The organism is Bacillus sp. PK6-025, assembly GCF_056530265.1.
In genome coordinates, this window is sequence record NZ_CP096509.1 from 2,288,405 (window position 1) to 2,309,812 (window position 21,408).

Annotated in this window: 24 protein-coding genes; 14 read left to right on the forward strand and 10 right to left on the reverse strand. The window is 41.6% G+C overall.

Translation table 11 applies throughout. From position 1 onward, the window contains the following. Window positions 1–103 precede the first annotated feature (103 nt). The 6 genes from M1D67_RS11680 (at window position 104) to M1D67_RS11705 (ending at window position 4,907) form a co-directional block, all read left to right on the forward strand. On the forward strand, window positions 104–382 hold the full coding sequence (locus M1D67_RS11680) for a hypothetical protein (RefSeq protein ID WP_095291991.1): 279 nt from the start codon (window positions 104–106) through the stop codon (window positions 380–382). A 417-nt stretch (window positions 383–799) separates the two neighbouring features. After that, complete coding sequence (locus M1D67_RS11685) at window positions 800–1,087, forward strand: YozQ family protein (protein WP_020451786.1); 288 nt, start codon at window positions 800–802, stop codon at window positions 1,085–1,087. Between the two features lie 498 nt (window positions 1,088–1,585). Further along, complete coding sequence (locus tag M1D67_RS11690; protein ID WP_020451787.1) at window positions 1,586–1,840, forward strand: YciI family protein; 255 nt, start codon at window positions 1,586–1,588, stop codon at window positions 1,838–1,840. An 874-nt stretch (window positions 1,841–2,714) separates the two neighbouring features. Further along, on the forward strand, window positions 2,715–3,152 hold the full coding sequence (locus M1D67_RS11695) for a hypothetical protein (protein ID WP_020451788.1): 438 nt from the start codon (window positions 2,715–2,717) through the stop codon (window positions 3,150–3,152). Window positions 3,153–3,248: 96 nt separating this feature from the next. Continuing rightward, window positions 3,249–4,100, forward strand: coding sequence for an SMI1/KNR4 family protein (locus M1D67_RS11700; RefSeq protein WP_105981017.1), 852 nt, complete (start codon window positions 3,249–3,251; stop codon window positions 4,098–4,100). A 162-nt stretch (window positions 4,101–4,262) separates the two neighbouring features. Continuing rightward, window positions 4,263–4,907, forward strand: coding sequence for a DUF1796 family putative cysteine peptidase (locus tag M1D67_RS11705; protein ID WP_020451790.1), 645 nt, complete (start codon window positions 4,263–4,265; stop codon window positions 4,905–4,907). Window positions 4,908–5,078: 171 nt separating this feature from the next. Here the strand turns inward: M1D67_RS11705 and M1D67_RS11710 are convergent, their stop codons facing one another. The 4 genes from M1D67_RS11710 to M1D67_RS11725 form a co-directional block, all read right to left on the reverse strand. Beyond that, window positions 5,079–6,428 (reverse strand): amidohydrolase family protein, encoded by a 1,350-nt coding sequence (locus tag M1D67_RS11710; RefSeq protein ID WP_103749488.1) that lies wholly within the window; start codon window positions 6,426–6,428, stop codon window positions 5,079–5,081. Window positions 6,429–6,797: 369 nt separating this feature from the next. Beyond that, on the reverse strand, window positions 6,798–7,049 hold the full coding sequence (locus tag M1D67_RS11715) for a CotD family spore coat protein (protein ID WP_020451792.1): 252 nt from the start codon (window positions 7,047–7,049) through the stop codon (window positions 6,798–6,800). Window positions 7,050–7,279: 230 nt separating this feature from the next. After that, a complete protein-coding gene (locus M1D67_RS11720) occupies window positions 7,280–7,489 on the reverse strand; it encodes a hypothetical protein (protein ID WP_020451793.1) in 210 nt (69 codons plus the stop codon). Between the two features lie 232 nt (window positions 7,490–7,721). Then, window positions 7,722–8,504: an alpha/beta fold hydrolase gene (locus M1D67_RS11725; protein ID WP_105981365.1), complete on the reverse strand. Its 783-nt coding sequence runs from the start codon at window positions 8,502–8,504 to the stop codon at window positions 7,722–7,724. A 137-nt stretch (window positions 8,505–8,641) separates the two neighbouring features. Here M1D67_RS11725 and M1D67_RS11730 point away from each other — a divergent pair, with 137 nt between their 5' ends. Continuing rightward, a complete protein-coding gene (locus M1D67_RS11730; protein ID WP_031305168.1) occupies window positions 8,642–9,145 on the forward strand; it encodes a YoqH family protein in 504 nt (167 codons plus the stop codon). 82 nt (window positions 9,146–9,227) lie between these two features. Here the strand turns inward: M1D67_RS11730 and M1D67_RS11735 are convergent, their stop codons facing one another. Continuing rightward, window positions 9,228–9,464 carry a CotD family spore coat protein gene (locus M1D67_RS11735; RefSeq protein ID WP_023857337.1) on the reverse strand — a complete coding sequence of 79 codons (237 nt, stop codon included), beginning with the start codon at window positions 9,462–9,464 and terminating at the stop codon, window positions 9,228–9,230. A gap of 174 nt (window positions 9,465–9,638) precedes the next feature. Here M1D67_RS11735 and M1D67_RS11740 point away from each other — a divergent pair, with 174 nt between their 5' ends. Beyond that, window positions 9,639–10,262, forward strand: coding sequence for a LysE family translocator (locus tag M1D67_RS11740; RefSeq protein WP_020451796.1), 624 nt, complete (start codon window positions 9,639–9,641; stop codon window positions 10,260–10,262). 727 nt (window positions 10,263–10,989) lie between these two features. After that, window positions 10,990–11,175, forward strand: coding sequence for a type Z 30S ribosomal protein S14 (locus M1D67_RS11745; RefSeq protein ID WP_003182651.1), 186 nt, complete (start codon window positions 10,990–10,992; stop codon window positions 11,173–11,175). Between the two features lie 152 nt (window positions 11,176–11,327). Here M1D67_RS11745 and M1D67_RS11750 read toward each other — a convergent pair whose 3' ends face one another. Then, the gene (locus M1D67_RS11750; RefSeq protein WP_023857340.1) at window positions 11,328–11,786 is read right to left on the reverse strand and encodes an NUDIX hydrolase; all 459 of its coding nucleotides are present in this window, start codon (window positions 11,784–11,786) and stop codon (window positions 11,328–11,330) included. 161 nt (window positions 11,787–11,947) lie between these two features. Then, window positions 11,948–14,614 carry a phosphoenolpyruvate synthase gene (locus M1D67_RS11755; protein WP_105981018.1) on the reverse strand — a complete coding sequence of 889 codons (2,667 nt, stop codon included), beginning with the start codon at window positions 14,612–14,614 and terminating at the stop codon, window positions 11,948–11,950. Window positions 14,615–14,877: 263 nt separating this feature from the next. Here M1D67_RS11755 and M1D67_RS11760 point away from each other — a divergent pair, with 263 nt between their 5' ends. The 4 genes from M1D67_RS11760 to M1D67_RS11775 all read left to right on the forward strand — a co-directional run bounded on the left by M1D67_RS11760 (window position 14,878) and on the right by M1D67_RS11775 (window position 16,826). Then, complete coding sequence (locus M1D67_RS11760; protein ID WP_026579558.1) at window positions 14,878–15,483, forward strand: TetR/AcrR family transcriptional regulator; 606 nt, start codon at window positions 14,878–14,880, stop codon at window positions 15,481–15,483. A gap of 101 nt (window positions 15,484–15,584) precedes the next feature. Further along, window positions 15,585–15,710 carry a hypothetical protein gene (locus tag M1D67_RS11765; RefSeq protein WP_020451800.1) on the forward strand — a complete coding sequence of 42 codons (126 nt, stop codon included), beginning with the start codon at window positions 15,585–15,587 and terminating at the stop codon, window positions 15,708–15,710. 21 nt (window positions 15,711–15,731) lie between these two features. Next, entirely contained in the window at window positions 15,732–16,187 is a 456-nt protein-coding gene (locus tag M1D67_RS11770) for a YndM family protein (protein WP_105981019.1), read from the forward strand. A gap of 123 nt (window positions 16,188–16,310) precedes the next feature. Further along, on the forward strand, window positions 16,311–16,826 hold the full coding sequence (locus M1D67_RS11775; protein WP_020451802.1) for a DinB family protein: 516 nt from the start codon (window positions 16,311–16,313) through the stop codon (window positions 16,824–16,826). 42 nt (window positions 16,827–16,868) lie between these two features. Here the strand turns inward: M1D67_RS11775 and M1D67_RS11780 are convergent, their stop codons facing one another. Then, window positions 16,869–17,495, reverse strand: a complete 627-nt coding sequence (locus M1D67_RS11780; RefSeq protein ID WP_020451803.1) for an FMN-dependent NADH-azoreductase — start codon at window positions 17,493–17,495, stop codon at window positions 16,869–16,871. A gap of 300 nt (window positions 17,496–17,795) precedes the next feature. Continuing rightward, the gene (locus M1D67_RS11785; protein WP_025811298.1) at window positions 17,796–19,259 is read right to left on the reverse strand and encodes a serine hydrolase; all 1,464 of its coding nucleotides are present in this window, start codon (window positions 19,257–19,259) and stop codon (window positions 17,796–17,798) included. Window positions 19,260–20,684: 1,425 nt separating this feature from the next. Between M1D67_RS11785 and M1D67_RS11790 the strand changes: the two genes are divergently transcribed. Beyond that, entirely contained in the window at window positions 20,685–21,089 is a 405-nt protein-coding gene (locus tag M1D67_RS11790) for an integrase (RefSeq protein ID WP_020451805.1), read from the forward strand. Here M1D67_RS11790 and M1D67_RS11795 read toward each other — a convergent pair. Next, window positions 20,977–21,381, reverse strand: a complete 405-nt coding sequence (locus tag M1D67_RS11795; protein WP_043054340.1) for an aminotransferase class I/II-fold pyridoxal phosphate-dependent enzyme — start codon at window positions 21,379–21,381, stop codon at window positions 20,977–20,979. The genes M1D67_RS11790 and M1D67_RS11795 overlap by 113 nt on opposite strands. Between the last annotated feature and the right edge of the window lie 27 nt (window positions 21,382–21,408).

The following is a 21,408-nucleotide window of genomic DNA, read 5'->3' on the forward strand; positions in this document are numbered from 1 at the left end:
GTGATGTTTCTTGAAGCTGGTATACTGCGTGAGCTTTTCTGCTGCTTGGGTTAAATATTTTTCAGCAAATCAAGAAATACTGATGAAAAAGGTGGTGTCTTTTTTGAATTTTCCAATCATTCATACAAACTTTTGGGATGCTGTTATAGCAGTGCCAATTATTTTGATCGTCACACAGATAATTAAAATTTTTCTCAAGGTTCCCAAAAAGTATGTCCCATCAATTGCGATCGCACTAGGCTTAATCATATCTGTTTGCATAAGCCATCGACACAGCCTCATAGCTGGAGTATTTATGGGCGGATTCTATGGTTACGCAGCTATTGGTTCATATGCATCATTGAAAACAACCATTTCATCATATAGAAACAAAAAAACATAAACAGGCAGGAAAATATACATTCCAGAGTTCAACTCGCTTTTTTTCCGCTTTTATCCCCCAGTGAAGGCGCCCAACGAATAAAAGCAAGTTCACATGTTCTTAAATACATAAGTCTTAAATATCGAATGAGAAGTTATCCTGTTTGATGTCTGCCATTGAAAGGATTGGCGTCGTTCCTGCACGCCCGGTTTTGCTTTATGATTTTTGTGCGCCTGTTCTCTTTCCCTTGATATAGGGTTGAAGATTGATTTCCCGAAAAAGCGAATGAATACCACCTCAACAGACACAATAAAAAGAGTTGATATTTCAGCACAATTCGCAAAGGAGTGAAACAATTGTATTGAATGATCATCAGACTGAAAATGCCCCTTTCTATTTTAAAGGAAACATAAAATTCAATAATATGGAGTGATAAACGTGACGCAAAAACATGGAGCAGACAGACCCGATGACTACAAAAGATTTTCTTCAGCAGACAAGGAATACGATTCTCAGCAATCGTTAGACAGCAATGCTAAGACAGAGAACGTTAATACTGAAACTGATAACAAAGAAAACATGAATGACAGCACGGATGTGGCAGGAAAATATTTTGACCCCTCGGATTATGAAGGAGCCACGCAGTTGGAAAAAGGATTGGCTGAAACTCATGAACAAGTCAGTGATGACTATTTTGAAGGAACGATCGATCAAAATCTGGATTAGTCATTTGAACGGCGGAACTAACTTAAAAAGTAAGTTAGTTCCGCTTAGATTAACAAAGTATCGATGTTCTCAAGTCCCAATTAATCATTCAGTAACATCAAAAGTGATGGCCGAATGACAAGCTTAGTCTTTTTACTGCCTCATCTCTAGAATTCCCTCAATGATCTTGACAATTATATGATCAAAAAAGACACAAAGCAAACTCATGATTGCGCTGGTTTTGTGTCCGAGGATTCTCCATTTAAGACTAATATTTTTGTAAATATCTATTTTTTTATTCCCTGTTTCCCTATTAATATCCGTGTCACTCTTTTCATGAAATTCAAATCCCGTCTCCTTGGTCTTCCACTCCTTTACTTCAAAATCACTTTCAATCATTGCCAATGTGGCGCAATCGAAAGGAAAACAGCTACGCCTTCCGCCGATCGAACTTTTATATGAATCTTCTATATATTTGTGCTAAGATAAAGTCATCTTTTGACAGAAAGGCGTGCTACGATGAAAAAATATTTACTCATAACAACCAGAACCGAGAATTTTGAAGATCAATATGTGCCAGCCCATTATCAATTTTTGGACAGGCTTAAAGCCGAGAACCGCTTGGAAATGTTTGGCCCTTTCAGCGATGCTTCCGGGGGCGCTTATCTTATCAGCGCAGAGTCTCTCAAGGAAGCAACAGAGATCGGAAATTCTGATCCGATTGTTGACAGCGGCTCTTCAACACTTGTCATTAAAGAATGGCAGATTAAATAAACTATTTGGACATAGCCAACATAAGCCTCTCCAAACACGGGAAGGCTAATCTTAAACGGAAAATCTAGACCTGCGGGTCATTTTGAAATTACGGTAAAACCGTTTTTTCCCTATTGAAGGAGAATAATATAAACGGCCATCGACATTTTTTAAAATTCTTTGATTTTTCATGTTCCATATTTCTTTTCCTTCGTCGGTAGGACAAGAAGCTATTTCTTGCAATCAACAACCTAGGGGGAGCCAAAGGTGAAATCGGCAGCCCCCTAGTCCCACGATTCAATTTTCTGAATAGTCACTTTGTTTATGATCAACCTTCCACCCATTCCTTCTATCCCTTTCACTGACTGCCATGCCCATCTGTTTTTTGTTTTTCATAGTTTTTGACAGTACCGCCTTTCCCTTTGATCCACATGATCCCGTCTACATCTTTTTCATCTAGTAAACCAAGGAGCCTATTTGTTTTTCCGTTAATGGCTGCAGCTCCTGCATATTTGATTTCCCTATTGACACCGATAACGTTTGAAGCAAATAGTTCGTTCCAGCATTCATCAGCCCGGCAATCTGGGCTCCTGCTGTGTACGGATTAACATATTGGTATGTCAAGGTGATTCGATCTTTCTTTGGATCATTGACGCCCATTTAAATAAATTTTTTCAAGGGCAGTCTCTCGGCCTTCATCAACCCCTACAGCAAAAGTCAAACCAAGATCTTCAATTTCATGGCTGCTCGACCATCCGGTTAAAAAAAGTTGGAGAGGCTTTTACACCCTATCAAAGCCATACGCGATTTTTGGTTTTGTGCTTCTCCTCAAAAAACTTCCATCTTTTTCAACTCATCTATGCTACAATAAAATGGAAAAAGGAGGGGGTTTTGAATGAAACGCTTTTTGCTGGTCATGGTGTTATTTTGTGGATTTTTCAGTTTTGGGAGCAGTGCTGAAGCTTATTCGTTCCCGCATAAGCTGAATCTTACGTTTACGGGAACTCATGTGGAGGACATTCCCTATAGCGACTCTAACGTTTCTCACTGGCATATTGGCTACAAGTTTACGATTTTTAATGCAGAAAACTGCAAAACAACGATTAAAATTCAGATGATGCATCTTTCCGGCAGGTTTATGAGTTTAAGCATTAAAGATTTTGAAGGGAACTGGCCTGATCGAACTGCTCAGGATGTCATCACATTGATGCCTAGGACTTACAGGCTTTATTTTGAGAATACCGAAGGTGAATGTAAAGATATTCGTATTAAAGGAACATACGGAGCTATTCCGCAAACGTATGATAATTTCTCGGTCTTCAGCCAAAGATAGCCGTTATAAAAGACTGCAGGAAGGCAATACAAGCATAAAGGCCCGAGCAGCATTTTGCATGATAGATACTGATATAAACGAATGTGGGGGAATCATTTGAAAAACTTTTGGATATACGAAGACGAAGATCCGTACACTTTAAAAAGCATATCAGAGAGAGGCATTCTGAAAGCTGAAAAAAAGTTAGGTGTGAGACTTCCGGAGGAATATAAAGCGCTTATTCTTGAACAAAATGGTGGCTATATCAATTTTAACGCCTTCCCTTCTGAACGGCCCACCTCCTGGGCTAAAGATCATGTCCAGTTTGACTACTTATTAGGCATAGGGAAAAAGGATGGAATTCTCGAGAGTAAAGCCTTTATTAAAGAATGGGGACTGCCTGACAACCTGGTCCTTATTCATGGAGACGGCCATACGTGGATAGCGCTTGACTACAGGGAGACGAAAGAAAATCCGCCCGTTCACTATTTTGACTCAGAATTTGAAGAAGATTTTAGATTAGCCGGCTCATTTGGAGAATTTCTCTCTAAACTTTATACAGATGACTCCATTGACGATGACCGCTGCGGACATACGGGAGGCATACATTCTGGGAATGCAGATATTCCCTATGTCTATTCGGAAGATGCCATCACAAAAGAAAAAGCGGAACAGATTCTGACTGAAAATTCGGCAGCCGATCTGTATCAGATTCATTACTACCCTATTGAAGGTTTGGATGATTTAAATTGGCTTCTGACAAAAATAAAAGAAAGCTCATTGATAGCAAATATTGACAATGGTGTCGAACTTGCCGTTGTTTTGGAATCTATTATTTCCCATCATAAAGATTTAATCCTTGATAACGAACAAACAAGAAGGCTGGTTTTAGACATTTCAGCTATTCTAAAGAATTTGAATGACTCTGTTATAGACATCCTTTTATTACAGATAAAAAATTCCCTTTAAAAAACAACTTTTACGTTGTTTTTTATTTATGTTTCCGCCCCATTCTTTAAACTCTCCTGTTCCGAGACCTCAATGTAGGCAACTGTTGTTACTCAACCCTTTTATAAAACATAGAATACTAAATAGATTGTTGGAAATTAATCCACAAAAGGAGTTAAGATTATGAATTTGAATGATATAAAAGGAGACTATAATGCCATTTTCGGATTAGGCCACCTCTGTTTAACTGCTCTTCAGCTTAGGAAAAACAATTTAAGGCCGTATGCAGGTCCTTTAGACTGGGTCGGCACCTCTTCCCTGACCGAACTGAACCGTCTTTTAAAGAATCGCTTTTCAAATTTTATGGCACCCCAAAATCTAAGGGTAACAGGCTACTCAACAGGTGTTTATACTACTGACCGTTATATCTCTTTAACAGATGATTATTATCATGTCGATTCAGCTCATGATTTTAAAGCAGATAAAAATACACTCGAACATCTTGCCACATACAATGAAGTGATGGAAAAATTCAATAGAAGAATCAACAGATTTTATGAAAAGATGTCAACCGCTAATCGGATCCTTTTTGTCAGAACTAACGGAACCTACAAGGAGGCTCAAGAACTGGAGTCCGTATTATCGGATTTAGTACAAAACGACTTCAGGGTACTCCTTATCAATCACTCAAAAGTTAAAGGAATTGTCGAGCAGAATTGGCCATTAAAAAGAATATGCGCGGTTACACTTCCAGATCGTGAAATTTGGCAGTCTAATGATCATCTGTGGAGAGAAATGCTTAATGGCGTGAATTATATCCCCTTCTAATCAAAACTTATAAGCGACAGGAAAAGGTTATAACATCATCATAACCTTTTCCATACATACTCTTCTCTGAAAACTAAACCAAAAAGCTGGTCTTCAAACAGAAACAATTCCCAAAGAGCGGCCTTCTGAAGTCAAGCAAGGTAAGTTTATCACTGAATTTCAAAGGAAAGATCAATAGGCGCCTTCAGGGGATCGGGATAAGATATGGTCTCTAGCTTCCAGCGCTTTTTGTCTCACCTTTTCAAGATCTGCATCAACCAATCGACCGTTTCGTTTCACTGCTTTTCCTGCGACATATACGGAATCTACATTTCCGGTGTGCGCGCTTTGGACGATGGCCCCCACCGCATCAGTCAAAGGGAGCAAATTGACGCTGTCCGTTTTCACCATGATAAAGTCAGCATCTTTGCCGGGGGAAAGCGAGCCGATTTTATGATCGAGCCTTAATGCCCTCGCCCCGTCAATGGTCGCTGCTTTCAAGATTTGTTCGGCCGATATGCTCAATTCGGGACCAGGCATGATCCCTTCTTTCAACAGCTCTTCATTGCGCTTTGCACGCTCTGCTTGAAGGGCAAATTTCATCTGTGCGAAAAGGTCACCTCCCGTCGATGTCACAACATCAACCCCAAGTGCAGTAAGAACCCTGTTTTTTAGGGCGAGCCCTGTAACAGGATAGCCGTGCCCCATCATCATCTCAATTTCTGGTGTCACAGAAATCGAGCTTCCGTGAGCCGCAAGCATTTTCATTTCTTCTTCACTCATCGCATTGGCATGCACCATATTTAAATCGGGACCGAGCAGCCCGGCTTGATTCAGCTTCTCAATCGAACGATCTTTCGCTCCCCAGTTGCCAAACGCAATATGCATGCTGCATAAGGCATCAAGTTCCCGGGCCGTTTCGATTTCAAACACAGATGTCTTCCATGAAGAAAACTCCGGACCGCGAATGGCAAGCCCCATCGTCAAAAGCTGATCCTTCGATTGAAAATATGCTTTTTTTACCCGTTTCGCTTCGTCCATATTCGAAAGATCACTGTCTCTGTCCCAATATTCGGCATCACCGGATGTTCCGAAAGCGAATACTGCGCGAATGCCGGCGTCTTTCAGTCCCGCAATCAGCTGGTCCGTATGATCAGGCGATTCAATCATCGTCCAGTCCAGCAAAGTTGTGACCCCTGCCTCAAGCGCCTCAAGCGCTCCTAAATAGTTCGCGACCCAATCATCCTCAGGCCTTCTCATTGATCCATAATTGCCATAATAAATCCGGTTTAAATAGGTTTGCAGGGACCAGTCGGCTCCGATTCCGCGGATCACAGATTCCCATACGTGGCGGTGTGTATCGACAAATCCAGGCATGATCAGCATGTTGGAGGCATCAACAATCTCAGCGTCTCCCGGTGCAATCGACTCGGCAACGTCTAGAATGAAGGAGCCTTCAATCAGCATGTCCCCTTTTTCGATCGTATGAAGCTGCGGATCAAGAGTTACAATCGTTGCATTTTGAAAAAGTGTTTTTTTCATAACGGTTCTCCTTTCTTCCCAGCCAACTAGAAAAAACAGCATCCTATATGTACCATTTTAAAATAAAAAAGGTATAAATGATATTAATATGTATTGTGCGACTTGAAAATCCGCCTTCTGAGCTAGATGGAAGAGATGCAGTACACGATCACGTTAGAAAAAAAGAAAGGTGAATTGCAGGAAACAGCGGTTGTTTAAATTGCAATGATGCGTTGTGTATTTATCGTAAATTCTGCTTTCATACTGCTCGCAATCACGATATACGGTTACTACCTCCCAAATGGAAACAGACCATAAAAAAGCTATGGTCTGTGAAATGAGTGAACGTATATTTAACTGCGATCAAAATATGGTATAATCAAGCTTTTATTAATAGCAATGGCCATAGTCCGACTTTTTTTCATAGCCTTTGCAAGGTTTTCCGCAATGATAGTGTTCATGCGAAACGTCTTTATGATGTGAATAAGTGTGCGGATAGTAATGAACATGTTCATATTTGTGGTGGTCAATTTTTTTAGTATGCTGCGGATGAATATGAGGAACGACAGACTTTGAATACTTATGATCCTCACAATATTTCGTAGGGTAAACATGCGGCTCATGATGTTTTTTGCAGTACATGTGTACACGCTCCTTTCATTTTATAGATTCACTAGTACATTATGCTGAAAAGCTAAAGTCTGACTGCATAAGTACCTATACTTTGTCCCTATTTTTGCCCGTTCATTTTCTGAAGATCGTGTTTGGAAAATCTGCTTGATTACCCTGAAGCATCCGCCGGTTGAATACCCCTTGCTTCCGGAGTTAAAAAACACACTAAACGAATACTTTAAATGTTCGCTTAAAGTCCTTCATCTCCAATATACCTTGACGGGCTCTGTATGAATATGCAGCTCTGTTTTTGTATCGAAATGAACAACAAAGCCTCTGATTAATCCATAGAACTTGTTTTTTTCTGTAATTTTCATAACGGTCGCTTCGTCTTTAAATCCTGGCGGATGGCATGGCTCACCTACAATATATTGCTTTGAATGAACGGTGATTGCTTGAATTGACTTCATTAAATTCCATTCCCCCTCAAGAAACGTCATGCTTCCTTCTGCTTCTGCGCAAAACGGAGATTCACCCTAGTAAAAATTGCGATTCTTCTCTTCCCTGGAGTGCAAAATTATTCGGGTATTTTTACGCTACAAACTGTAGAAGCAGTCTCGGTGATTATCATCATAACACGTTATCCAAAATATTCCTTTCTGCTTTTTGAACATTATGTGGCGGCAGCTCCTCGGTATAGAATCAACCGATAAACTGCGTTAAAATACGGTTGAACATTTCACGTTCCTCCCAGAACGGACCGTGTCCGCTGTATTGAAACGGAACAAGATATGAATTTCTTATTTTGCGGTTGAGTCCCTTTGCTTGTGCAAACGGAATCACCTTGTCTTGAACACCGTGAATGATCAAGGTCGGAGCAGCGACTTTTCCAAGATCATCATACAGTTTCTCATCTCTCAGCATGTCGATGACCGCTTTTGTTGACCAGCCCGCCGCCTGCAATCCCAATTGAAAAAACCAGTCCGAGAACGGTTGTGTAATATATTGAAAGAAAAATGTGTCGGTCACTTCACGCATCATCTTAGGACGATCGTGAGACGCTTGCTGAAGCAATTTGGCTGCCGTCTCTTCTGTAAATCCCACAGGTGCCGCTGCATCGATCAAAACCAGCTTTGAGACCCCGGAACCCCTGTATCGCGACATATAGCGAAGTGCTATGGCGCCGCCGGTTGAATGACCGGCAAGCGTGAAGCGGTTTAGTTGAAGCGTCTCAACGACAGCGCGGATATCGTCAGCCAAACGGTTGTAATTGTAGCCCGTCGCCGGCTTATCCGAACGCCCGAATCCCCGCCAGTCAATGCCGATACAGCGGTATCCCTTTTGTGAAAGATCGTCAAATTGATATTCAAACTGCAGATGGCTTAATGGCCAGCCGTGCAAAAATACAATTGTTTTGCGGCTTTGAGGATTAATGTCTTCTACGTACAGGTTAACGCCTGATTCTGCCTGAACAAAGTATCCCATGCCGTCGCCCCCAATCATGGTGTCTTTTACCATAAGGTACTCCCAAAATGTCAATAGGTGAATGTCCTGGCGGCTGAAGGTGAAGAATTTGAAAAGGTGTGACTGGTTAGACTATTTCAAGATACGGAGGTGGTTCAATGATGAAACGCTTGGGAAGTCTTGCGCTGTCGCTTGTCCTCATGCTGCCTGCGGCGGCGATCCAAGCGCAGCCTGCCGCACCAATACCTTATCCATGCAGCGTCGTTCTTCATCCAGCCCAGGATATTCCCAATGCCCGTGGAACGGCTTTAATTGCAAAAGTGAAAAAACCGTATACCGAAGCACCTGACAGTCCAGTCAGGGAACGGCGAAGCGTCGGCATCTACGCCGATTGGCTTCCGGCCCCTGCTTCATTTGGAGATTATGATCAATATGAAGGAATGGCCCGGATACCGGACCAGATCAGCTGGCGCTTCACCATGCATCTCGTCCGGGAAGACGCGCCAAGCTGGTTTGGCGGAAGTCTTTGGGCGGGCAAATTTGACGAAATATCGTCAGAGCTGACTGTGAATACCCGAGTCGAAGTGCGTCCTTTCAATTCGAAGACGAAAAAGGCCGGCCGAGCTGTTTTGCAGGGGACTTTGCAAGGTTGCAGGAACTAAATGAAAAAAAGGCCGCAGAAGCACCATTAGGACGCTTCTTACGGCCTTTTTTTCATGAGAAGAACTTTTTCTTCCGGAAAGGTTAGTATTTTTCGTAGCGATTACAAGGTTTACCGCAGTAAGAGTGATCATGATAAACCGGCTTATAGTTTGAATAAGAATGCGGATAATAGTGAACATGCTCGTATTTCTGATGATCCACTTTTTTAATATGCTGCGGATGGATGTGAGGAACGATCGTTTTAGAGTATCTGTGATCCTCACAGTACCTGGTAGGATGCACAACTGGCGGCAGAACGCGCGGTTTGCAGTAAGACATAAGCACTTCTCCCTTCCTTGAGTTTCATTCTTCATTATCAAAATATGTTGATTAGCACAAACTTGTACTAATACAAGAAACTAAAAAACCGTCCATTTTCCCCGCCTTTTCACTCAAAAAAGAGTTTCTCTGATCGTATAATAAAAAAATACTAATGAAAATGGAGTTGGACAGATGGATGTGATATCGATCGTTTCTTTTTTAGGTGCGGCTGTACTGCTTACACTTATGCCGGGCCCTGACAACTTGTTCGTTTTGGCACAGAGCATCTCAAAGGGAAAATCGGCAGGTACAGCAACCGCATGCGGGCTATGCACAGGGTTAGTCGTCCATATCACAGCTGCTGCAGCAGGTATTTCTGCTGCGATCTATCAATCAGCTGTCGCCTTCTCGATCGTGAAATATGCAGGTGCAGCCTATCTGTTGTTTTTAGCTTACCAGTCTTTCCGGCGAAAAAGTGCTGGTTTCAATCTTGAAGCTAAAGATTCATTGAACCGCAGAGCTTTATACCAAAAAGGCGTTGTGATGAATCTATTAAACCCGAAGGTCTCTTTGTTCTTCCTTGCCTTTCTTCCGCAATTTATTCATCCCGGCACCTTCAGCGTGACAACGCAAATGCTCGTTTACGGCATGTTATTTTTAATTCAAGCGTTTGTGATCTTTGTGATGATCAGCCTGTTTGCGGAAAAAGTCGGAGACCGGCTGCGCAGAAGTCCGCAAGCCGCCAAAAAAGTTCATTTGCTGGAAGGGTCTTTATTCGCTTTGATCGGGCTTAAAATAGCGGTCAGCCAAAGGTAGCCGCTGAAAAAAAGGTGTGCAGCCGGCACACCTTTTCCCGATTTTACCGCTTATAACATTTGACGCGTTTACCATATCCGCCGTCGGCGCCGTTTTCAAGGACACAGCGGCAATGTCATCCCTAGAACATCGAGGTTCATGTGAAAATGAACAGCCCTGCATTCCGTGATTCGTTTTCAAGCTTGATCTGGAGCGGGAGCTGGTGTTGCGGAATCGAAGTGATTTGTTTCTTTGGCTGGAGTCGAATCACAAGACTGTCAAATTCTGCAGCGCTTTCTTGCTGTGTTAGATTCTTCCTTCGTTTCATTGTATAGTGGAGTGTCAGACAATGAGACAAAAATCTAAATACCGTTGTTCTCTATCCTTCCCCCCTTTCTTTGAAGCCAGTATACAAATTTCCCGCTGCTTCGTAATGATGCAAATCGGTTATTTTCCGCTCAATCCAAATCATCAGATCGAGCAAAGCGGACACATCGATCTTAGGGATGGCAGATCAGTCAATCGATGGGCGTGGGTCTTTTTTGATAGAATATGCCGCTTTTTAAGGAGAAACGGGATCGTTTAATTGCTTTAATCAATGAGATTCATTTTCGCTTTTTATCTGCAAAGCGAGTCTTTTGAATTTATTTACAAATGATATTTTAAATGTTATAATAAATTGTTTACAGAAATAAATTCTATTTTTATTTATATAAATCGATGAATTTAAAATGAAGGAGGTAAAAAGATGGCCAAGACTTCAATGATTGTCAAACAAAAACGGGAACAAAAGTTCAAAGTCAGAGAGTACACCCGCTGTGAACGCTGCGGCAGACCGCATTCCGTGATTCGGAAGTTTAAATTGTGCCGCATCTGCTTCCGTGAGCTTGCTTACAAAGGGCATATCCCCGGCGTTAAAAAAGCAAGCTGGTAAGAACGACTTCGTCAGCCTTTTTAAGAGGCTGGCTTTTTTGATTTAGGCTCTGTTGAATTTTAATGTTGATATTGCATGAAAATAGAGGAAATCCTATGATTAGGGTTTCCTCTATACTTGTTCAACTAACGTCTCTGTTAGCTGGATAAGAACTATTGAATCAGTTGCTCATTATACACACTCATTGAGTGTACATTCTCTTTTAATAGGTTATCAATGATTTGCTTTATTACATTTGGTTCTCGTAAGTCTTCGTTCTCAAATGTTACAAGGTCACTTACTTTTATCCACTTGCAGTCTGAAATTTCATCTTCTTCGAGCTTGATAGAACCTCCGGTAACTTCACCAATAAAATGAAATAAAATAACTTGATTCTTCGTCCTGCTGATAAAATTATATACACCAGCAGCCGCAATCAGTTTTACGTCCAATCCAGTTTCCTCTTTAACTTCTCTTCGAGCTGAATGGAGAATGTCCTCTCCATATTCGATACGTCCACCCGGAAAGTTCCACTTATGAACGGCGGTAGGCTTATTCTCTTTTATCATCAAGACTTTATCATCCCGTAAGATTGATACACTGGCTACTAAAACAATTCCATTTTGCGACATCCATTTCTCCTTCATTTTCATTGGTTTGACTGGCTTCTTCTTTCATGAATCTGCTTTGTTCATTGAAAGCTCTCAACGCTTTGCTCACCTTGAGAATCAAACCGAACTCTTGTTCTGTTTTTATTATATCAGGTATAAGCATCAAACATCAATATAAGCGCTCATGAGCCGTCACTGTTCAATATTTGAACAAACCCGTTTGTTCCGTCGATTCGGATGTAGGCGCCGTCTTCTATGATGTCTGTCGCTTTGTCAATTCCGACGACCGCAGGAATGCCGTATTCCCTTGCCACTACTGAACCATGAGTCATCATGCCGCCCACCTCCGTAATCAGTCCAACCGCTGAAGTAAAAAGCGGAGTCCAGCCCGGATCAGTATACGGCGCCACTAAGATGTCCCCTTGATTCAGCCTCGCGTCTTCAGGGCTCTTCACAACTCTGGCGGTCCCTTCAATGATGCCCGCAGAAACCGGTGTCCCTGTGAGAGCTCCTTCGGGACTTTTTGCATTTCGCAGCCTCCCTGTGATGATCTCCCCTTCACTTGTCATCACACGGGGGGATGTGAGCTTTTGATTGGACATATGCTGCCGTTTTCTGTCTGTTAACCATTCCGGAATATTCCCGATGCTGCGATTCTCCAATAGCGCGATAAGCTCTTCAAGCGTCAAGTAAAAAACATCGTCTTCACAATTGAGGATTCCTTTTTCAACGAGGTGGCGGGCTTCTTTAAGAATGGCTTTTTTGTATAAAAACATCAATTTTACAAGTGTAAATTTATGATGCTCCCGCATTCCCATCAGGCTTCGATACATATGAACGAGCCGGGAGATTCTCTTTTTTTCCGTGAAACGAAATTGAGAGATGATTTCCTTTTTTGCTTCTTCCGCTTCCATTTCGCCTTGTTTAAATTTCCTCCTGTGTTCCCCTTGGGCAGTCGTCCGAATATGGCTGAGTATGGACGGAACGAGCTGAACCGGAGCCTCTGCCCATCTTGACCTTGTCATATCGATTTCTCCCACGCACCGCATCCCGTACTTTTTGAGATAACCATCTAAACTCGCCTTCAATTCGGCGCCGCCGGGGATTTTGAGCAATTCTTCCATAAAGTTTTCGCTGTCTGCACGCTTGAAATAGTCAATGACTTCAGGATACTTCCTCGCTTGATCGGAAAGATCCCCCAACTCAAGACCCATTTCCGTTGTGACATTATGAGGCAGGGATTTATACAATTTTCCCAGTAAAATAGCGCTTTTTTCGTCCCCCAGCTTTTTTTTCAGCTTTTTTTCGAGCGCTCCGGCTGCAATCATTCCGCTGAAGACATATACAGCGACTTTTGAAAGCACGTCTTGGAACATCCTTTCCATTCCTTTTTGGATGACGCGGATCGTCTCAGCACCGGAAGTCCGGCTAAGCTTCTCCTCGGTGTCCGTCACGATCGCTTCAATGATCAATTCCGCTTTTTTCTCGGCTTTATCGGGGTTTTTCATCAGCAGGATTCCGACAACCTTTAATGCTGCCGGAATCAAAATCGGCATCAATCTCCCGGCAATATGAAACATGCCTTTTATCGAAATGGAATTAAGCTGTTGTTCTTTGCGCTTGACTGCCTCCGATACAGCAGATGCCATCAGCTGATCCATACCATTTAATACTTTAAGCAGCCGGCTTCGGGCGAATCTGAGGGAAAGAACACCCGTAATATCGGCGAACACTCTTCCTCCCGCTTCGCGAAGAATCGGCTGTGCCGAAGGGTCTTTTTTAAAAAATCGGAGAACTTGGCTGATCACCGATACACCCAATGGTTTCATTGGATCGGTCATCATTTGGATATAGCCAAAATTAATCAATACATGCGGCTTATCATCAAAAACGTGTACGGCCGGGTATAGGGATGTGATCGGCCGGCTTTGAAGAATGTAAAAGCTGCCGCCGGCAAAAGCCCATTCTATATCCTGTTCCTTACCGTAGTGAGCCTCGATTCTGCGCCCCAGTTCTGCCAATTCGACGATTTTTTGATCCGGCAAAGCCTGTGTTTGTTGTTCTTCCGGAGAGAGGGTTTTCTGAATGGTTCCTCCTTCTGGAACGGAGTAAATGGCCGATTCCTTCTTCGAAAGTTGTTTTTTGACGATTTCACCTGACTGAACCTGATACAGATCAGCGCTCACAATTCCGGACACCAACGCTTCACCCAAGCCGAAGCTGGCATCGATGGAAACCGTTTTGCGGTGCCCCGTGATCGGGTCCGCAGTGAACATAATACCGGACACCTCAGGAAAAACCATCTCTTGCACGACAACTGCAAGAAAAACAGAGCGGTGATCGAAACCGTTTTTCGCGCGGTAGGAAATCGCCCTGTCCGTAAACAGAGAGGACCAGCATTGTTTTACCGCATCAAGAAGCTGATCTTTTCCGCAGACATTCAAAAAGGTATCCTGCTGCCCCGCAAATGAAGCTGTCGGCAGGTCTTCTGCCGTAGCACTGGAGCGGACAGCATAGGCTTTATCTTTGCCGGTCGTATCAACGCCTTCCAGTATCGCCGATTTGATCTCGTCAGGTATGGGAATCTGGGCAAGATGCTCGCGAATCTGCTTCCCCGCAATCCGAATCTGTTCCAGATCATCATGCTTGAGCTGTCCAAGCTGGTCGAGCAGGCTGTCGATGATGCCGCTTGTTTGTATGAACGCGCGATAGGCGGCAGTTGATATGCAAAACCCCTCGGGAACGGGAAAACCCGCTTTTGTCATTTCCCCGAGGTTCGCCCCCTTTCCGCCGACATAGGGCAAAGCAAATTGATCGATTTCATTGAAATACAGCACATATTTCTCCATTCTATCCTCTCCTTAGAGCCGCTTTTTGAAATTCCACGCCTCATTTTGGACGATTGATTTTGCCCTGGCCGGACTTTCAACACACTTTGTCTTATGAGGCATGCTTTTTCATACACAAATATTGAACACTGTGTTGATTAATATTCATCATGTTTATTATAATTGCACAAAAGGCGAATGCAATGAACAATCAATCAGCAAATGTTAAGTTCTCAACACAAACATGGACATTGTTGATTTTCATGGACCTCAGGAGGATTTGTATGACTGGACAAAAAAAAGACCGCAGGGTAAAGCGCACGAAAAAAATGATTAGAGACGCACTTTCTGAACTGATGAAAAATAAAACGTTTGAAGAGATATCCGTCACGGACATTACAACGAAAGCCGATATTAACCGCGGCACGTTTTACTTGCATTACGAAGATAAATACGATTTGCTGGAACAAAGCGAGGAGGAAATTATCCAAGAGATCAGTAACATTGCTAAACGCTCGATTCACTCAATGGACATATTAAATCAGGATGTGATTGATCATCCGCTAACGTTTGTCGTCGATATTTTTCAATATATAAGAGAAAACGAGGTTTTTATGAAGGCAATTTTAGGCCCGAAAGGCCCGGGTTCCTTCCGTTTGAAATTCAAATCGGTTTTGAGCATCAATTTAAAACGGCTGAAAAAAGCGATCAAGGCGGATCCGATCGTACCGGAGGACTACTTGATTTCCTATATAACCGGCGCTCATATCAGCGTCATGCAGCAATGGCTGGAAAACGGCATGAAAGAGACGCCGCATGATATGGCGCTCATTTTATCAAAAATAACCGGGATGGGCCCTGCATACGCGGCAGGACTGAGAAAAAAATGACAGGCTTTCAGGAAGAGGGATAACCCTCTTTTTTGCTTTTTTCGTGGTATGTATAAGAAATCAAAAACAATCCAAAATATAGTGAAAAAGGTGGTGAGACCATGCAGAAGAAAGGCATTCAAAACAGCAGCCTCGAGCAGCTGAAAAACGACCACGAAACAGAAAGCGCATTCCAGCAGGATAACAAAAGCAATAAACAGCAACAAAACAGGAATGCTTTAAAATAAGCTGAAAGGTGTGGAAACGAAATGAAGCATGTAAGAGTATTGTGTTTAAAATTTATTGTGAGCCTTGTCCTCTTATATGTGGTGCTAACTCTATTTTTTGGCGTTCCATTTGGCGAAATGTTTGTTTTGACATTGTTTTTAGGTGTGATCTCCTATCTGATCGGAGATCTTCTTCTTCTGCCGAGAACAAACAATACAACTGCAACAATGGGAGACTTTGGCCTTTCCCTCGTATTGATCTGGGCGATTCTCGCCATGCAAAATAATCCGCCGTATGGTTCGCTTGCTGCCGCTTCAATCGTGTCAGCAATCGGCGTCACAGTGTTCGAATATTTCTTCCACCGCTATATGGAAGCCAACGTTTTGGGCGAAACGGAAAACGAAAAACGGGAAAAGCCAGGCTCATTGCAGTATCAAAGTGAAGCATCGGAAGAACTTTACCCGGTTACCCCATCTAAAAAACAGGACGAAGACTAAGCACAAAAACCTGCCGATCGGCAGGTTTTTTACTTTTTATGCCCCGAGGTATTTTTTCCTCATTTAAAGGAATATCGATCTTTTTCACGAATTGATAATAAAAAAGTGAGGAGGGCTAAAAATATGACACATCGCGCACTAAAGCATTTAGATTATCACAACTGGGCGAATCAAAGGGTGCTCAGCCACCTGAAAAGCCTGCCTGAAGAGCTGTTCACCCGGGAAATCCAAAGCGTTTTTCAATCTGTATCTGAGGTCGTTACCCATATGTGCGTGGCCGACGCCTTGTGGCTGAAAGTAATATCCGGAGCCGCTTACGAGGAAGCAAAGGAAACCGGCATGCGGCTGAAAGAAATGTTAAAGGGAAAAAAGATTGATGACTTCGTCTCCATTTTTCAAGACACGGCGCTTCAATATGAAACGTTTTTTGAAAATCTTGAAGACCCCGATGGTGAAATCACGATTGCACATCCGGCATTCGGCGAAATCAAAACGCCTGTTAGCGAACTCCTTCATCACGTGGTCAATCACGGCACGTACCACAGAGGCAACATTTCAGCGATGCTGAGGCAAATGGGTGAAGCGGGTGTGCCGACTGACTATGTTTATTATTTATTAAGCATGAAGCAGCCGACATAAATAAAAAACCCTTGTTCCGCTTTTGGAACAAGGGTTTCACAATTAAAATGATGCTGCAAGTTTTTTAGCTTCTGCTAAGCCGTTTTCAATGATTTTTTGAGCGTCGTCAGGAACAGCGTTGTGTCCTTCGATGACAACGGTATGCAGGTCTTGAACACCGAAGAAGCCCATGACGGTTTTCATGTAGTTCAATGACATTTCCATTGCAGCCATCGGTCCTTCAGAATAGAAGCCGCCTCTGGCATTTAACAGAGCAACCTTCTTGTCTCCCATCAGGCCTTTAGGTCCTTCAGGAGTGTATGTAAACGTCACTCCTGCGCGGGACAAGTAGTCCACATAAGTGTGAAGTACAGCTGGAACAGCAAAGTTCCACAATGGGAAAGCAAAAACAACTTTATCGGCTTTGACGAATTCGTCCAAGTAACGGTCCGCTACAGCTGCAGCTGCTTTTTCTTCCTCGTTCAATTCCATGCCTTTTCCTGCTTTAAATGTCCCGTTAATAGCATTTCTGCCCAGGTACGGCGGGTTTTCTTTGTAAAGATCAAGCTCTACAATTTCATCGTTTGGATGATTTTCTTTATAGCTGTTAAGAAACGCATCATAAAGTTTTACAGATACAGCTTCTTCAGCAGTACGGTCATTAGCTTTAACAAACAATACTTTAGACATTCTATTTTCCTCCCGTGCTAACGTTTCAATATTTACTTACAAATAGTATGTTACTTTCTTTTAAATAGAAAGTCAACTCATTTATTTTGATGCCAAAAGATGTTTCTATCAAAAAAGCCCTGTTCATATTTGATAAAAAACAAACGATTGCTCATATCAGCAAGAACTTTCGTTCGGATAATACAACATTATTTAAGTTCAAGCATAAAATATTATATTATGTAGCATATTTATGCGTGGTAGGAATATGCTGCGAAGCAAATAAAAAAGTTTTCGTTTAGGTTACAATGGCACATCTCATTAGGAACATTTATATCGATAACAATATACAAACCAAGTGATACTTGCACTTAGTAAAGACAACGCAATCAGTGCGGTTAGATAACTATACGTTTGCCAAACTAGAAATGACCTCCAACTAGCCCCAAATATTGTGGGGAGGATTAGGCATAGGATACCTATAAAAATTGTAGTCACAAGCCAAAAAGCTATGAGTATCAATCTCTTTTTCGTTAACGGTAATTTCCTATTCTGTTTCTTTCTACGCACCCCTAAAAAGAAAAATAGAATTGCTAGTAATGTTAGAGCAATTGTAGCGGAAGATAGGGCGATATCGGAAATCTGCATCAAACTCATTTGATAGCTTTGGGAGATGTTTCCGTCTAAAATATCCTTAATATTATATAACATATCAATATTTGTACTGGCACTATTGGATAATAGAGAGATACCTAGCTGTTCTTCTGGGAATAAGAATATATTTGTTGCAAACGTTGGATTACCACCTGCGTGTTGGATGAATGTCTGATCTGCATTCACGACCCACCCCGCCCCATAGTACAGTTCATCCACAGCCGCAACAGACCTATTGCCCTCATGTGATTTTGCAATCAGCCCTTGAAAGATTTCCGGAATATCTTCAACAATTCCCAATTGAATTCCCATCCAACGGGCTATGTCTTGAGAGGACGAAAACAGATACCCAGCAGGTGTGTTTCCTCTAAATTCCGGTGCATCATATGGCAGCGTCATGAAAAAAGCGGAACGATAGCCCTGTGCCAACTGACCTGTCGCTTGTACCTTACCTCTATTCGCATAAGTTTCATACAACCCCAGTGGTCGAAATACTTGTTCTTCCATAAAATCCTCAAAGCTTTGCCCCGATACGGTTTCTATCACCAAGCCCAGCACATCATAATTTACCGTCCCATATTCATATCTTTCGCCAGGAGGAAATACCACTTCGGCATCTATTAACATTTCAACGGTCTTTTGCAACATATCTGGTGTATTTCCCTCTGGGATATGCTGAGTATGATACCTATTGATTAACCCTGTAGTATGATGAAGGAAATGATTCAAAGTAACACTCTGCATGTCAACGGGCTGTCCCTGATATCGCAATGAGAACCAAGGTAAATACTCTACAACCGAATCGTCCATAGACAAAAATCCCTGCTCTTCCAAAAGTAAAATTCCTAAAGCAGTAAAAGCTTTGCTGACGGAGGCTAACTCCCATATGGTGTTTTCATTGGTCAAAATCCCTTCCTCAGAGTTTGCATAGCCGGATGAAAAGAAATAGGTATCATCCCTTGATTGTATTGAAACTGACATGCCCGGTGTGCCAGATATACGCCTAGCATCTTCTAATAATGATTGGATTGCAACAGACTCTTCCTCTGTCAATGCATAGGCTGAGGTGTTAAATCCAACAAACAACATAAATACTGTGATTATTGTTATAATTATCATCTTACTTCCCATGAGACACCCCCAGTAATAAAATATTGACTCGCTATCTGTGATCATGATGCCACTATATTTTTTCATTTCAAAGCAGACACATTATACCGATTATACAAGGGAAAAGGTTATTTCTGAATATGTAATGAGATTAATAAAATGGAAAAAGATAGATTAAGTTATGGCGCAGTACGTAAAAACTATTACCTTATCTTTGATAAACATAATAGAGAAATTTACATATTAAACATGATTATATGTAAATCTCCTTATTTTTCTGCTAATGTAAAAGATTTTGATAGGTGTATATTCAATGCTTTCATGTCTACAATCCATCAAGCAATTGTTTCTTCGTTTTATATCCAGATATTATACTTTATCGGCGTTCTGTCTCTCACTCAACATCGATTATGCCCCTATGACAATATGTCCGCAAGAATTTTATTGCAGCAAGAATTTTATTGCAGAATTTGATACTTTTTTCTCCCTCTCTAATAGTTGATATGATAAGGATATTACACAATATCACAACACATCATGCGATAATAACATTGAACAAATAAAGATTTATTTTGCACCCCCCCTACAACTCCAATACAAATCGTAATATGATATTAACCGTAACAAAGATATAGACAGAAACTTAGCAAGCGAGAAAATAAAAATGAGAAAGAGCGATGTATGAAGAGCTATTTTTTTAAAAAACAACATTGCATATCGTGATATTTATTTTGTGAGAATAGCCATACTAAAACCTTTCTACATGCGAAAAATCACTTCATAAGCTGTCTTTGAAAGGAATTATTTAAAAATACTCCCATACAACTAAATACAGAAGTTTGAAACTACTACATTCATGAATGGAAACCTAAGATGACTTGTTTCAAGCGAGACATACAAGCAGTCTCTAAACATTGTAGTTGATAAAACAGCGAGCAGTATTGACCGTAAAAGCTGTTATGTAGACTAATGATTGTAAAAACAATCTACTATATATCGCCATGATGGAAGCCTATTCCAGAGCGATTGATAAGCGCCGAGATACCGAATACGAACGGTTAGCGAGATAAATAGAAATAGTGCTTCATTTTTCACAATGGAAGTGAGTGCATGGAGAAATTATGAAAAACTGCCGAAGTGACACCGCTTCCGCAAGCGGCAGCAAAAGCGAGCAAGTGGAAGCGGTGTGCGTGTCGTTGCGTAGCAACGACACCATTCTACCTCTCCATATCTAACAGGGAGGTAGGAAATAGAGAATAATAGTATGGAATCCGTTGATACGGTAAGGGAAATGATGTCCTGTGCTGGAATTTTGTGGCGGACATATCAAGGAATTGGATAAAAAAGGTGATAAAAAAAGACTTTTATATCAGATTGATGGAAGAAACAAAGAGATTTGACTTAGGCATGTAGATTCTTTTAAACAACTAACACTGGATATATCTTGTGAAGAAAAATGATATACAAAAAGCTACGTTTCAAAGATACCTAGAAGCGTCAGGGATTATTAGAAAGTTATTCGGAAATATTCAGTTAAAAGATATGAATGACATTGCTGTGCAAAGAAAAATTGATGAATACGCAAAGAAGCGTTCTCACAGTACCACTCGCAGCTTGTTAATAAAAGTCAAAATGGCACTTCGTGACGCTTACGCTCGTGGTTATCTCACGAATGATTTCGCAGAACTTGTCAAACCTCGTGGGAAAGAGTTATCGAAACGAAACAAAGCGTTATCCATTACGGACTTCCAAAAGCTAAGAACATATCTACTAGCACACACAGAGGAAGAATTTCATGTGCTCGTCTTAGTAGCTTTAGAAACAGGTATGCGAAGAGGAGAATTGGGTTAACGTAGACACCTTCTTGATGAAGTGAGTCTGCAAAACGTAAAGTTGTGTCGCGATCTGGAAGAATAATTGGAATAATAGGTGATTCACTATGTAATACATTAAGACCTATTTGTTGAATGCCGTCTCTTAAGTACTTTTCGTTTTCGTGTAACTTTTCCTGGATGTCCGGATTTTTCTCTAGAATATCAATAGCTGCAATTAAACCTCCGATAACTGATAAATGTTTTATTGTGTCGAGTACTTGACTCCCCGTCGACAGTTGTAGGACATCTCTTTTAACAAACAGAGCCATAGAAAAAAGCACCCTGTTTTTGCGGGT